This is a genomic window from Methylobacterium sp. Leaf93 (genome assembly GCF_001422345.1).
GTDB lineage: Bacteria > Pseudomonadota > Alphaproteobacteria > Rhizobiales > Beijerinckiaceae > Methylobacterium > Methylobacterium bullatum.
This window is the reverse complement of the sequence record NZ_LMMS01000023.1, coordinates 324,412-337,316: the sequence shown is the minus strand read 5'-3', so window position 1 is coordinate 337,316 and position 12,905 is coordinate 324,412. Positions and strand designations below refer to the sequence as shown.

Sequence of the window (12,905 nt, the reverse complement as noted above, 5' to 3'; positions counted from 1 at the left end):
CCGAGAGGCTTCCATGATCCTGACATCCAAGACCGCCGTCGTCACGGGGTCCACCAGCGGCATCGGCCTCGCCTATGCCCGCGCCTTCGCTAGGGAAGGCGCCAACGTCGTCATCAACGGCTTCGGCAAGCCCGAGGACATCGAGAAGGAGCGCGCCGGGATCGAGGCGGATTTCGGCGTGAAGGCGGCCTATTCCCCGGCCGACCTGACCAAGCCCGGCGAGATCGAGGGGCTGATCCGGCTGGGCGAGGAGACGTTCGGTTCGGTCGACGTGCTCGTGAACAATGCCGGCGTCCAGTTCGTCTCGCCGATCGAGGATTTCCCGCCCGAGAAGTGGGAACAGATCATCGCCCTCAACCTGTCCTCGGCCTTCTACACGATGCGCTACGCCATCCCCGGCATGAAGGCGCGAAAATGGGGCCGAATCATCAACACCGCCTCGGCCCATTCGCTCGTGGCTTCACCCTTCAAATCGGCCTACGTCTCGGCCAAGCACGGCATCGCGGGCCTCACCAAGACCGCCGCCCTCGAACTCGCCACCCACGGCATCACCGTGAACTGCATCTCGCCGGGCTACGTCTGGACGCCGCTGGTCGAGGCGCAGATCCCCGATACGATGAAGGCGCGGGGCCTGACGAAGGAGCAGGTCATGAACGACGTGCTGCTGGCAGCCCAGCCCACCAAGCAGTTCGTGACGGTGGAGCAGGTGGCGGCCCTCGCCGTGTTCCTGTGCGGCGACGGCGCCAGCCAGATCACCGGCGCCAACATTCCCATGGATGGCGGCTGGACCGCGCAGTAGCCGACACAGAAAGCCCTGCCTCGCCGGAGGGCGGGGCAGGGCGATCGACAGGCGATGGGCCGTGAAGGCTCAGCGGCGACCGTGCAGCAGCAGGGCGAGGCCGTAGCCGACGGCTCCGGCGATCACCAGGGCGATGAGCGGGTTCTCCTCAACGCGGCTCTCCACGGCGCGGGCGCCGTCGCGGACATAGGAGCCGCCGCGATCGTAGGCCTCGCCGGCGTAATCCGAAACGTTTCCGGCGACATCGCGCAGGGTGTCCTTGGCCTGGCCGTAGACCTCCTGGGCGCGGCCTTCCGCCTCGCGGTAGCGGCCTTCCGCCGACGTGCGCGACGATCCTACGGCATCACCGATGGCGCTCTGTGCGCGGCCGCCGAGGTCCTTGGCCGCTCCGACGACCCGATCCGTATCAACCATTGGTCTGCTCCTTCAGAATCGACAACGCGTGATCGGCGCTTCCAAGGCGGCGCCCGCATCCGATGGTCACAGAACGTGCGAAGTGGCCAAGCGCACCATCGCACGACAACTTTCTTGAGCGAGCGGTTTACGGTGCGTGTCGCTCCCGGGCTTCGATGAGCAGCAGATGCCCCACCTCGGCCACCGCCCTGGGAAGGACCGCCAGGGGATCGCGCCGTTTTCGCGCGGGCGACGCGGATCGCCGCCATGCCGCCCGGACGGGTGGGATGTGGAGGAACAGAACCGGGCAGGGCTCGGCCAGAGCCTGGAAGTAGCTGGCATTGCAAAGGTAGCGGCCGGCATTCCGGGACGGGATCGCCGAGATCCCCTTCCGTTTCAGGCAGACCAAGGCGCGGGCTGCAATGGTGGCTTCGCGCTGCGCCGGTCCCTGACGGTCGAGCCGCAGGGTGGTCGGAATCCGCCCCGATGCATCGGGAAACAGCCGGCTCGCCCGGTTGAGGGCACGAGCCTCGACGCGAACCCGCTTGGCGCGGCCGGCGACGCCGATCATCAGCACAGCGGCCGGCCTCTCGGCAAGGGCCGGCTCCAGCATCTCGGGGATCGCCGCATAGGCGGTGCGCAGGATCAGCGTGCGCACCGGGAACCCCGCGATGCCATGCCGGCCGAACCTTCCGACCTGCCGGGCGAGTTGCTCGCTCGGGTTGCGCGGCATGCCGGGGAAGGGGCCGAAGCCGGTGACGAGGAGGTGTCCCCGTGTCACAGCCCGATCAGCGTCGCGATGGCCTCCGCGCCGGCGGCGGGGGAGGATTCGCCCCGTGCCACGCCGGCTTCCGCCTCCGCGGTCTGCTTGCGCACCTCGGGTGAGCCGACGAGGCGCTGGTGCAGGCGCTCGTGGACGAGGGCCCACATCCACTTCACGTCCTGCGCCCGGCGTTTCTTGGCGATCTCGCCGGTGGCCGTGAGCTTGTTGCGGTGGTCGACCACTTTCTCCCACAGCGCGTCGAGGCGCTTGTTGTTCAGCCCGGAGATCGTGACGACGGGGGGCGTCCAGCTCGAACTCGGAGCGCTGAGGATGTGGAGCGCCGCCCGGTATTCCCCTGCGGCGGCGTTGGCCCGGCGTTCGCCCTCGCCGTCGTCGGCCTTGTTCACCGCGATCATGTCGGCGAGTTCGAGGATGCCCTTCTTGATGCCTTGCAGCTCGTCCCCGGCGCCGGGCAGCATCAGCACCAGGAAGAAGTCGGTGAGGTCGGCCACGGCCGTCTCCGACTGGCCGACGCCCACCGTCTCCACCAGGATGACGTCGAACCCCGCGGCCTCGCAGAGGAGCATGGTCTCGCGGGTCTTGGCGGCCACACCCCCGAGCGTTCCCGAGGAGGGGGAGGGGCGGATGAAGGCGTTGGGATCGAGCGCCAGCTGCGCCATCCGGGTCTTGTCGCCCAGGATCGAGCCTCCGGTGCGGCTGGAGGAGGGGTCCACCGCCAGCACCGCGACCTTGTGCCCGGCGGCGGTGAGATTGGCGCCGAGATTGTCGATGGTGGTGGATTTGCCGACCCCCGGCACGCCGGTGATGCCGACGCGGATCGCGGTGCCCGTCTGCGGCAGCACCGCATCGATGAGGTCGCGCGCCGCCGCCCGGTGATCGGCCCGTTTCGATTCGGCCAGGGTGATCGCCCGCGCCAGAGCCGCACGGTCACCTGCGAGCAGCCGCTCGCGCAGGGAATCGAGGTCGAGGGAAGGAGGAAGAGCCATGAGCCCCTTCATGCCGGGCCGGCCCGGTTTCGTCGAGGGGGCGCGTGTCGTTGCACCGGGGTCCCTGGCGCGGGAGTACTTGTACCCGCCGGGCCACGGACCGGGCTCTGCCCGCAATTCACATGACCTCCCGCCACGCCCGCGCCCTGCCATGGTCACGATCGTCGCCGACAGGGTAGGACGAGAGAGCCGGGACCGAGCGCCGGGCCATCACGGGGCCGTCGACACGCCATGATCCGAAACCGCATGCCGGGAGCGCCATCGCAGACCCGCCGCTCGCTGATCCGCGGCGCCGCCCTCCTGGGCGTCGCGGGCCTCACGCCGGGCCTCGCCGGCTGCGTCACCGACGGGCTCGTCACCGGGGGCACCGGTCCGGAGCGGCAATCGAACCTCGACGTCAGCCCGATCCTGCTGGTGGCGACCACCCGCAAGCCCGTGGGCAGCCCGCCCAAGAGCCCGTATTTCAGCTCTGAGCGCGGTCGCGGTCTGAGCTTTGCCGAAGTCCGTCTCTCGGCCCCTGATCGGTCGCTCATCGGCAAGGTCTCCTCCGTGGTGAGCGGGGACTGGGCGGTGACGGCGGTGCCGCAGGTCGAGACCGGACCCGGCGCGGCGGCGGCCTTCACCCAGGCCGCCTTCGGGCGCGACGTGCTGATCTACGTCCACGGTTACCGAGAGAGCTTCGCTTCCGCGGCGGTGAGCGCGGCGCGCCTGTCGGACGGCATCCGTTTCCGTGGCGCCTCGGCCCTGTTCACCTGGCCGTCCGCCGCCGCCACCTTCGATTACGGCTACGACCGCGAGAGCGCCCTGTGGTCGCGCGATGCGTTCGAGGATCTCCTCAAGGCGCTGGCGGGTTCGCCCTCTGGCGGGCGCATCAACATCGTCGCCCATTCCATGGGGACGCTGCTGACCCTGGAGACCATCCGCATGCTGCGCGCCGAGGCCGGCGAGGCGGCGATGGCACGCATCGGCGCCATCGTGCTCGCCGCCCCCGACATCGACATCGACCTGTTCACCGGGGCGGTGGAGCGGATGGGGCCGGACGTGTCGAAGATCACCGTGATCTCGTCCACCAAGGACCGGGCGCTGGAACTCTCCGGTGCCATCGCGGGCGGCGTCGTGCGTGCGGGCGCAGCCGACCGCGAGCGCCTGGAGGCCCTTGGGGTCCGCGTGGCGGATGCCTCGGATTACGGCGGCGGCCTGATCAACCACGACCTGTTCCTGTCGAATCCGGAGGTCCAGGGCGTGGTCAAGCGCGCCATCGGCCGGGCGGCGGGCGGCGCCTGAACGTTGCACCGCAAGAAGACTCAGCTTGAGGACGTGGCTTGAGGTCTTGGCCTCGGCCCCGTTCGCCCCTACACGGGCGGCTGTCGGGCTGACGATTCCTACGCCGACGCGGCCGCCTCCCGGCGCGCCCAGAATGAGGATTGTGCGATGTTCACACTCGATATCGATGGCGTGGCCATCGCGGTCATCAACGGGACCGAGGAAACCGCTCGCGACCTGTTCACCTGCGACGGCTTCAAGGAAGACATCCAGGCGATGAAGAGCGACGGCAAGGTGCTGTGGAACGGCACTTCCGAGCTCAAGATCCGCCCCGCCACCGAGGACGAGATCGAGATCTTCGAGGATGCCCTCGCCGAGGACGATTCGGAGGAGGACGCCCCGTTCGAGCCCGACATGCGCCACGCCAAGAGCGCCGAAGAGCCCGATGAGGACGAAGACGAGGACGGCGAAGACGACGCCGATATCGTGTTCCTCGTGGATATCGACGAGGATGCCGGCCTCGATTCGTAAGGCCTGATCCCGCAGGATCATCTATCGCCGACCGCCCCGCCCGGACACGGGCGGGGCCTTGTATCGCGATCTCCCCTGCCAGCCGTTGACGGCGGCTTCTGCGAGCTATCCCTGAGCCGCTTGGGCATCCGCCGGGATCGGGCAAGGTCTCGACACGGCGTGGGCGCGATGCCTGCCACGAGTCTCGGCACTGAGCGAGGACCGCATGACTTTCCGCTTCGAACACCTCCATCTTCGCAGTCAGGACGCCGTGGCGGCCGCCGGTTTCTACGTGGAGACCTTCGGCGCCCGCGAGATCGCCCGCGAGGGTGCGCCGTCCGTGACGCGCGTCGTCCTCGACCTGTCGGGGCTCACCCTCTTCATCGAGCACGCGCCCGAGGCCGGCCCCGCCGCCAAGCCGCCGAACCGGGGCATCGAGCATATCGGCCTGGCCGTCGACGACATCGAGAGCACGGTCGCCGACCTGAAGCGGCGCGGTGTCGCCTTCGTCATCGACATCACTGATGTCCGCCCCGGGCTTCGCACCGCGTTTCTCGACGGACCGGACGGGGTCCGGATCGAGCTGTTGCAGCGCGGCTGATCTGGTCAGTTCACGGCCGGTCGCGCCGCCTTCTGCGGGATCAGGCCCGGAGGCACCGGGGCGTTGCCCGGAGCCTTTGCCGGAGTGGCGGGCGCCGCCTTCTTCGGTGTGATGGAGCCCGTCATGACCGCGTCCCGCATCGGGACCGCCGGCGAATCGATGCCGTAGATGTCGTCGCGGAAATGCGCGCGGCCGTCCGGGGTGGCGTAGCCGGTGAGATAGACGAAGGTGACTGGGATCTGTTTCGGCAGCTTGATGTCGAGCCGCTCGTTGGTGGCGATGTTGGCCTCGATCTCCATCGGTCCCCAGCTCGAGCCGGGGCCGCTCGGGCCGGGAGTGCCCTCCAGCAGCCAGCCCGCCAGTTCCTTCACCTGGGCCACCCGCACGCAGCCGTGCGAGTGGAAACGCACCTCGCGGGCGAACAGTGATTTCGACGGCGTGTCGTGCATGTACACGGCCTGCTTGTTCGGCATGTCGATGCGGACCTGCCCCAGCGAGTTGTCGAGGCCGGAATCCTGGCGCAGCGTGTAGTTCGCGGCCTTCTCGCCGGCCCAGTCGATGGTCGTCGGATCGACCTCGACACCGCCGGGGCCGAGGATACGGATCCGCTCGCGGGCGAGATAGCCCGGGTCTTTCCGCATCTTGGGGATGATCTCCTTCTTGATGATGGAGACCGGCAGCGTCCAGGTAGGGTTGAGGTTCACGTCGGTGATGCGCGCCTCGATACGCGGCGTCGCCTTGTCGGGCTTGCCGACCACGGCCACGTAGCGGCGCACCACGACGCCGTTCTCCACCGCCTCCACGGCGGCCGACGGGATGTTCACCACCACGTAACGGTCGCCGTAGGGGAAATTGGAGCCGATCTGACGCGCGGCCGAGGCCGAGAGCTGGCGCTGGCGGGTCGCCGCGGGCACGTTGAGAGCGGTGACCGTCTGGCGGCCGACCATGCCGGTCTCTGGCAGGCCGTGGCGTGCCTGGAACGCCTTCACCGCCGAGACGAGGATGGGGTCGAGCACGTCGGAGCTCGGCACGCCGGCCGGCAGGTCGCCGGTGAGGACGAGGTGCTGGCGAAGCGCCGGAATGTTCGGGTCGCGGGCACCCGGCTTGATCGTCAGGTCGGCGGGCAGGGTCCCCCAGCCGCCGCCATCGACGATGGCCTGGTAGCGCTCGGCCATGCGGAACGTGTCGATGAAGGTCGAGGGCGCCAGCGTCGGGACCGGGTCGTCCGAGACCCGCGCCACCACGAGGGGAGGGAGTTCGCGGGATTTCTTCGGCGCCGCCGGTGCCGGTTCCGCGCCTTGCGCCAGTGGGGCCGCATTCGCCGGCGCCGCCTGGTCGAGCTTCGGGGCGGCGTCGGGTCTCGGACCGGCCTCGGCCTTGGGAGCTGGCTTGGCGGCAGCCGGCGGCGCCTCCGAGAGAACCGGAGCCGGTTCGGCGCCAGCACCGGTCAGGCACAGCATCAGCGCCAGCGGCGACAGGCCGGCTTTCAGGATCGACGGGAACACGACGCAACGCGACGACACAGGCAGCCCTCATGAGCAGAGAGAGCCGGATCATGCGGGCGGGATGGTTACCAACTTCCTCCCCCTCCGTGCCGGGCGGCCCTGACAAAACGGGACACCCCGCCCTACCTCCCGGCCAACCCGAACCGCCGAGGAGCCCCTGCCATGATTCATCATCCCGCGATCCGCAGAGGCGGCACGGCCGTCGTGACGGGAGCCGCGAGCGGCATCGGGCTCGCCGCCGCCAGGCGGTTCGCCGCTTCCGGCATGAGGGTCGTCCTCGCCGACCTGCCCGGCGAGGCCCTAGAGACGGCGCGCGCGGAGATCGCGGCGACGGGCGCCGATGTGCTGGCCCGTCCCACCGATGTCGGCCGCCGCGAGGACATGGATTCTCTGCGCGAGGCGGCGGGCGATGCGCCCGCGCTCCTCATGCTCAATGCCGGGATCGAGGCCGGAGGTCGCCTGTTCTCGGACGACGCGACCTGGCGGCGCATCCTCGACACCAACCTCTGGGGCGTCGTCAACGGCATCCAGGCCTTCGTTCCGGGGATGATCGAGGCGGGCGAGCCCGGCGCGGTCATCGTCACCGGCTCGAAACAGGGCATCACGACGCCGCCGGGCAACACGCCCTACAACGTCTCGAAGGCGGGGGTGAAGGTGGTTACGGAAGCCCTCGCGCATGACTTGCGCGGGCAGGAGGGCGCGCGGGTCTCCGCCCATCTGCTGATCCCCGGCTTCGTCTATACCGGCCTCACGAAGGCGCGCGGCGTGGCCGAGAAGCCCGAGGGTGCCTGGACACCAGAGGAGCCGGTGGAGCTGATGATTGAGGCGATGGGCCGAGGCGACTTCTACATCCTCTGCCCCGACAACGAGACCACCCGCGAGCAGGACGAGCGCCGCATCGCCTGGGCGGCGGGGGACGTGATCGAAAACCGGCCCGCGCTCTCACGCTGGCATCCGGACTTTGCCGAGGCGTTCCGGCGTCATATGGGCTGAGACCGCCGTCCCGCCCTCATATCGGCCGATTGCCTCGTTGAAACTCTGACCCGTGCTCGGATCCCGGTCTGGCGGATGCCTTGCATGGTACAGGACGCATGTCGGTCGTCACGAACGTGATTCACGGCAACAGCCCCGTCCCCGGGGATATCAGAACGGGAGCCGCCCTTTGGCCACCATCATCCCAGTCGCCTCCTTCGATTGCGTCGTGTTCGGCGCCACTGGCGATCTGACCACGCGCAAGCTGCTGCCGGCCCTGTATTACCGCTACAAGGACGGCCAGATCCCCGGCACCAGCCGCATCATCGGCGCGTCCCGCTCCGAGATGAGTGTCGAGGCCTTCCGCGAGCGGGCGCGCGACGCGCTCAAGCGCTTCGTCCCGGCCCGCGACCTCGACGAGGACAAGCTCGCCGCCTTCCTCGACCATCTCGACTACGTGGCGGTGGACGGGGCCGGCGACGACGGCTGGGAGGATCTCGCCGCCAAGCTCGCCGAGCGGCCGGACCAGGTCCGGCCCTATTATCTCGCCACCTCGCCGGATCTCTACGGCTCGATTTGCCGCAACCTGTCTGCCCACGGGCTCATCGGCGAGAAGTCGCGGGTGGTGCTGGAGAAGCCCATCGGCAAGGATCTGAAATCCGCCCGCGCCATCAACGACGCGGTCGGCGAGGTCTTCCCCGAGGAGCAGATCTTCCGCATCGACCATTACCTCGGTAAGGAGACGGTGCAGAACCTGCTCGCCCTGCGCTTTGCCAATACCATCTTCGAGCGCCTGTGGACGGCGGACGTGATCGACCACGTCCAGATCACGGTGGGCGAGACGGTGGGGGTCGAGGGCCGGGCCGGCTATTACGACACGTCGGGGGCGCTCCGCGACATGGTGCAGAACCATCTGCTCCAGCTCCTCTGCTTGATGGCGATGGAAAGCCCGCTCACCCTCGACGCCAATTCGGTGCGGGATGAGAAACTGAAGGTGCTGCGTGCGCTGAAGCCGATCACGCCCCACGACGTGCAGGCCGTCACCGTGCGCGGCCAGTATGCGGCGGGCGCCGTGGACGGCAAACCGGTCCAGGGCTACCGCGCCGATCTCGGCGGCGAGATGGAGAGCCGCACGGAGACCTTCGTCGCCCTCAAGCTCGAAGTTCAGTCCTGGCGCTGGGCCGGGGTGCCCTTCTACATCCGCACGGGCAAGCGCCTGCCCCAGAAGCTCTCCGAGATCGTGGTGCAGTTCCGCGCCTCTCCCTTCTCGATATTCCCGGCCGAGTCCTTCGGGCGCGAGCCCAACCGCCTCGTTATCCGGCTCCAGCCGGAGGAGGGGATCAAGCTCGAAGTGATGACCAAGGACCCGGGACCGGGCGGCATGCGCCTACGGCCGACCAACCTCGACATTTCTTTCGAGGAGACGTTCAAGCAGCGCTATCCCGATGCCTACGAGCGCTTGCTGATGGACGTGGTGCGCGGCAACGCCACCCTGTTCATGCGCCGCGACGAGGTGGAGGTGGCCTGGGCCTGGGCCGATTCGCTGCTGAAGGCCTGGGCGGACCGGCCCGAGCCGCCGCGCGCCTATCCGGCCGGAAGCTGGGGTCCAACCGCCGCCATCGCCCTGATCGAGCGGGACGGACGGACGTGGCACGAGGAAATGCACTGATCGGCGGGGGGCGTCGTCTCAGGCGCTAAGTTATTTGTAAGTCCGGAATAAAAACAACTAATCGGGCGCTCCCTCGACAGGCCGATGCCCGACGCCTAAACCTCAAGAGAGTATCCACCCTCCAACGACAAGACCTACGCCCCCATGGAAAAGCTGGACTCGGCGGTCGGGATCAATCGCCGCTACCTCCACGACGAAGTCGTGGACCGGATGCGGGATCTCATCCAGTCGGGGGAACTCGAGCCGCGGGCGCGGGTGAACGAGAGCGAGCTCACCGAGCGGTTCGGCATCTCGCGCACGCCCCTGCGCGAGGCGATCAAGATCCTCGCCACGGAAGGGCTGCTCGAACTGCTGCCCAACCGCGGGGCGCGGGTGGCCAGCCTGTCCCAGGTCGAGATCGAGGAAATGATCGAGGTCATCGCCGGCCTCGAGGCAACCGCGGCCGATCTCGCCTGCCGCACCATAGGCGACGAGGAGGTCGCCGAGATCGAGCGGGATCACCACGCCATGGTGAAGGCCTGGAAGGAGGGCGAGGAAGCCACGTATTTCCGGCTCAATCGCACGATCCACGAAGCGATCATGGCCGCGAGCCGCAATTCGGTGCTGGGCAGCATCTACGCCAGCCTGTCGGGCCGCATCCAGCGTTCGCGCTATGCCGTTCACCAGACCGCCGAGCAATGGAGCCGAGCCGTGTCGGAGCACGAACAGATGATCGAACTTCTCCACGCCCGAAACGGCGAGGCGCTGGCCGTGCTCATGCGCGACCATATCCGTTCCAAGACCCCGGTCATCGCCGAGAATTTCGGCGAGGTGAGCTGAGGGGCCGACCCGACGACGGAATTCCGCCTCAGGCCCCCGATCGGGTGTCGGACGTCGACGGGCGGGGCCGTCTCAGGCCGCGCGGATCGTGGCCAGGAAGCGCCCCACTTCCGCGTTGAGATGCTCCGATTCCCGGGAGAGTTCGGAGGCGGAGGCCAGCACCTGAGAGGCTGCGGCCCCCGTCTCCTCGGCGGCGCCCGCCACGCCCGCGATGTTGGTCGTCACCTCCCCGGTGCCCTCGGCGGCCTGGTTGATGTTGCGCACGATCTCCTGGGTCGCCGCACCCTGCTCCTCCACTGCCGCCGCGATCGACGTGGCGACGGAACTGATCTCGCGGATGCGTGCGGTGATCGTTTCGATCGCCGTGACGGCCTGCCCGGTGGAGCCTTGGATCCGGCCGATCTGGCTGCCGATCTCGTCGGTGGCCCGCGCGGTCTGGTTGGCGAGTTCCTTTACCTCGGCCGCCACGACGGCAAAGCCCCGGCCCGCCTCGCCGGCACGGGCCGCCTCGATGGTGGCGTTGAGGGCGAGGAGGTTGGTCTGGCCCGCAATGGTGGCGATCATCGCGACGACGTCACCGATCTTCGCCGCGGCGTCACTCAGATCCTTCATCTGCGCGCCCGTCCGCGTCGCGTCCTCCACCGCCTGGTGCGCCAAGCTGGTGGAGCCGTCCACCTGACGGCCGATTTCCAAGACGGACGAACCGAGTTCCTCCGCCGCTGCCGCCACCATGGTGACGTTGGTGCCCGCCTGTTCGGCCGCCGCCGCCACGGCGACGGATTGGTGCGCCGTCTCCGTGGCGGTGCCGGACATGCCTTGGGAGGTCGAACGCAATTGCGTCGCCGCCGCCGAGACGCGGGTCAGGATACCGCCCACCGCATTCTCGAAACCGTCGGCCAAGGCCAGGGCGGCGGACCTGCGCTGGGCTTCCGCCCCGGCACGGGCCAGGGTGGCCTCACTCTCCAGGGCACGGGTACGGACCAGATTGTCCCGGAAGGTGTCGAGGGTCGCGGCCATGGCGCCGATCTCGTCGCGCCGTCCGGTGCCGGGGATGGTGACCTCGGTATCGCCGGAGGCCAGACGGCGCATGGCGGCCGTCACCCGCTCGATGGGACTCGACACCCCGAAGAACGCGAAGGCCATGGCGGCCAGCGCCATGACGACGGCCGCGACCAGCATGATCTGCGTGGTGAAGACCGCCTGCGCCTGTTCCTCGCGCGCGGCCGCGCTGGCTGCCGCTCCGGCCCGGCCGTTGAATTCAACGAGCCTGCGTCCGGCCGCGGTCGCGGCGAGGTACTCGGCGTTCATCGGACCACGAAAACGCTCGGTGATCGCCGCGCGCTGGGAGGGATCGATCTTGCTCAGGCCATTCCAGCCGTCGAGCATGATCTGCCACTTCGCACCGAACTCATCGAACAGCGCCTGCTCCTCGGGCGAACCGATGAGGGGACGATAGGCGTTCCTGTTCTTCTCGACGCTCTGGATCATCTCGCCGGCATTCTTGACGCTCAGGGCACGCTCGGCCTCGTCCTCCGCCATGAGGTAGCGGAACTGCCAGAGGCGGGTGCGCATCACCAGCGCATTCAGGGCATGGGCCGCATCGACCGAAGGTAGCGCATTGGAGGCCAGCAACTCGATCCGGCCACCGATGGCGTCGAGCTTCCGCAGAGCAACCACGCCTTGCACCGTGGTAATGACGGCGAGCGCGGTGAACAGGCCAATGAGCGTCGTCTTGATGGAGAGGCGCATGAAACGATCCGGGGAACGAGCGAATTTATGCAAAATCGCCGTGACCATGATGGCTAATTCCTAACGAAAGTTTGGTCTCCGCCCGAAAGCTTGCCGGCGATAGTCCACTCTTGTCGGCCGGCCGGTTTCACGCCGCGTCGCTGATCGAGCGCAGGTTGGCGACGAGATCGGAGAACCTGTCCCCTTGGACGATGACATGGGCGCGCAGCCGGTCCGACGCCGCGATCTCGTCGCCGGCGACGATGGCGGCGACGATGGCCTCGTGTTCGGCCAGGGATTGCCCCAGCCGGTGACGCGCTCTCAGCTGCATCCGCCGGAACGGGGTCAGGCGCCGGTGGAGAAGCCGCGCCTGCTCGCACAGGAAGTCGTTGCGGCAGGCGCGGTAGATCACCGTGTGGAAGACGTAATTCTCCTGGTAGTAGGTCTCGGGGTCCTCGTCGGCCGCCGCCGCCGCGCAGGCGGCGAGCGCCTGTTTCAAGGCGGTCTCGTCGGCCGCGATCAGCCGGCGGGCGGCGAGCCGGCCGCACGAGGCCTCGATCTCGGCCATCGTCTCGAACATCGCGACGAGCAGTTCCGGATCGGGCGCGCTGACGATGGCGCCTCGGCGCGGCTTGATCTCCACGAGGCCGGTCATCGCCAGCTGCAGCAACGCCTCGCGGATCGGCGTGCGCGAGACGCCGAAGCGTTCGGCCAGCTCGGTCTCGTCGAGGCGGGAGCCGATGGCCAGCCGACCATCCACGATCTCCGTCTCGATCGTCTGCCTGAGGCTGAGCGATCGGGTCATGGCGTTCCCGTCCTATAGGTCATGAAATTCGTTGCGATCCATTATTCAATGTCGTTGACAAAATATACAAG

13 protein-coding genes are annotated in these 12,905 nt (G+C 68.5%); 7 read left to right on the top strand and 6 right to left on the bottom strand.

Annotated elements, in window-relative coordinates; all coding sequences use genetic code 11:
• The first annotated feature begins 13 nt into the window (after window positions 1–13).
• Entirely contained in the window at window positions 14–799 is a 786-nt protein-coding gene (locus tag ASF26_RS13315; protein WP_056254642.1) for a 3-hydroxybutyrate dehydrogenase, read from the top strand.
• 69 nt (window positions 800–868) lie between these two features.
• On the opposite strand, the gene ASF26_RS13310 is transcribed toward ASF26_RS13315, so the two are convergent.
• The 3 genes from ASF26_RS13310 to meaB form a co-directional block, all read right to left on the bottom strand.
• On the bottom strand, window positions 869–1,213 hold the full coding sequence (locus ASF26_RS13310; protein WP_056254641.1) for a CsbD family protein: 345 nt from the start codon (window positions 1,211–1,213) through the stop codon (window positions 869–871).
• A gap of 127 nt (window positions 1,214–1,340) precedes the next feature.
• Window positions 1,341–1,973 carry a peptidase C15 gene (locus ASF26_RS13305; RefSeq protein ID WP_056254640.1) on the bottom strand — a complete coding sequence of 211 codons (633 nt, stop codon included), beginning with the start codon at window positions 1,971–1,973 and terminating at the stop codon, window positions 1,341–1,343.
• Window positions 1,970–2,974, bottom strand: a complete 1,005-nt coding sequence (gene meaB, locus ASF26_RS13300) for a methylmalonyl Co-A mutase-associated GTPase MeaB (RefSeq protein WP_056254637.1) — start codon at window positions 2,972–2,974, stop codon at window positions 1,970–1,972. Before meaB ends, ASF26_RS13305 begins: the two co-directional genes overlap by 4 nt.
• 234 nt (window positions 2,975–3,208) lie before the next feature.
• On the opposite strand from meaB, the gene ASF26_RS13295 reads away from it, so the two are divergent.
• The 3 genes from ASF26_RS13295 (at window position 3,209) to ASF26_RS13285 (ending at window position 5,336) form a co-directional block, all read left to right on the top strand.
• Window positions 3,209–4,246, top strand: a complete 1,038-nt coding sequence (locus ASF26_RS13295; protein WP_026176202.1) for an alpha/beta hydrolase — start codon at window positions 3,209–3,211, stop codon at window positions 4,244–4,246.
• A gap of 147 nt (window positions 4,247–4,393) precedes the next feature.
• Window positions 4,394–4,756 (top strand): hypothetical protein, encoded by a 363-nt coding sequence (locus tag ASF26_RS13290; protein ID WP_018045358.1) that lies wholly within the window; start codon window positions 4,394–4,396, stop codon window positions 4,754–4,756.
• Window positions 4,757–4,961: 205 nt separating this feature from the next.
• Window positions 4,962–5,336, top strand: coding sequence for a VOC family protein (locus tag ASF26_RS13285; protein ID WP_056254634.1), 375 nt, complete (start codon window positions 4,962–4,964; stop codon window positions 5,334–5,336).
• A 5-nt stretch (window positions 5,337–5,341) separates the two neighbouring features.
• Here ASF26_RS13285 and ASF26_RS13280 read toward each other — a convergent pair whose 3' ends face one another.
• On the bottom strand, window positions 5,342–6,859 hold the full coding sequence (locus tag ASF26_RS13280; RefSeq protein WP_056254631.1) for a L,D-transpeptidase family protein: 1,518 nt from the start codon (window positions 6,857–6,859) through the stop codon (window positions 5,342–5,344).
• Window positions 6,860–7,003: 144 nt separating this feature from the next.
• Here ASF26_RS13280 and ASF26_RS13275 point away from each other — a divergent pair, with 144 nt between their 5' ends.
• The 3 genes from ASF26_RS13275 to ASF26_RS13265 all read left to right on the top strand — a co-directional run bounded on the left by ASF26_RS13275 (window position 7,004) and on the right by ASF26_RS13265 (window position 10,301).
• Window positions 7,004–7,834 (top strand): SDR family NAD(P)-dependent oxidoreductase, encoded by an 831-nt coding sequence (locus ASF26_RS13275; RefSeq protein WP_056254628.1) that lies wholly within the window; start codon window positions 7,004–7,006, stop codon window positions 7,832–7,834.
• Window positions 7,835–8,003: 169 nt separating this feature from the next.
• Window positions 8,004–9,482 (top strand): glucose-6-phosphate dehydrogenase, encoded by a 1,479-nt coding sequence (gene zwf, locus ASF26_RS13270; protein ID WP_056254624.1) that lies wholly within the window; start codon window positions 8,004–8,006, stop codon window positions 9,480–9,482.
• Window positions 9,483–9,626: 144 nt separating this feature from the next.
• Window positions 9,627–10,301 carry a GntR family transcriptional regulator gene (locus ASF26_RS13265; RefSeq protein WP_056254622.1) on the top strand — a complete coding sequence of 225 codons (675 nt, stop codon included), beginning with the start codon at window positions 9,627–9,629 and terminating at the stop codon, window positions 10,299–10,301.
• A gap of 72 nt (window positions 10,302–10,373) precedes the next feature.
• Here ASF26_RS13265 and ASF26_RS13260 read toward each other — a convergent pair whose 3' ends face one another.
• Both ASF26_RS13260 and ASF26_RS13255 read right to left on the bottom strand, forming a co-directional pair.
• Entirely contained in the window at window positions 10,374–12,050 is a 1,677-nt protein-coding gene (locus tag ASF26_RS13260; protein WP_056254618.1) for a methyl-accepting chemotaxis protein, read from the bottom strand.
• Between the two features lie 127 nt (window positions 12,051–12,177).
• The gene (locus ASF26_RS13255) at window positions 12,178–12,834 is read right to left on the bottom strand and encodes a GntR family transcriptional regulator (protein ID WP_056139904.1); all 657 of its coding nucleotides are present in this window, start codon (window positions 12,832–12,834) and stop codon (window positions 12,178–12,180) included.
• Between the last annotated feature and the right edge of the window lie 71 nt (window positions 12,835–12,905).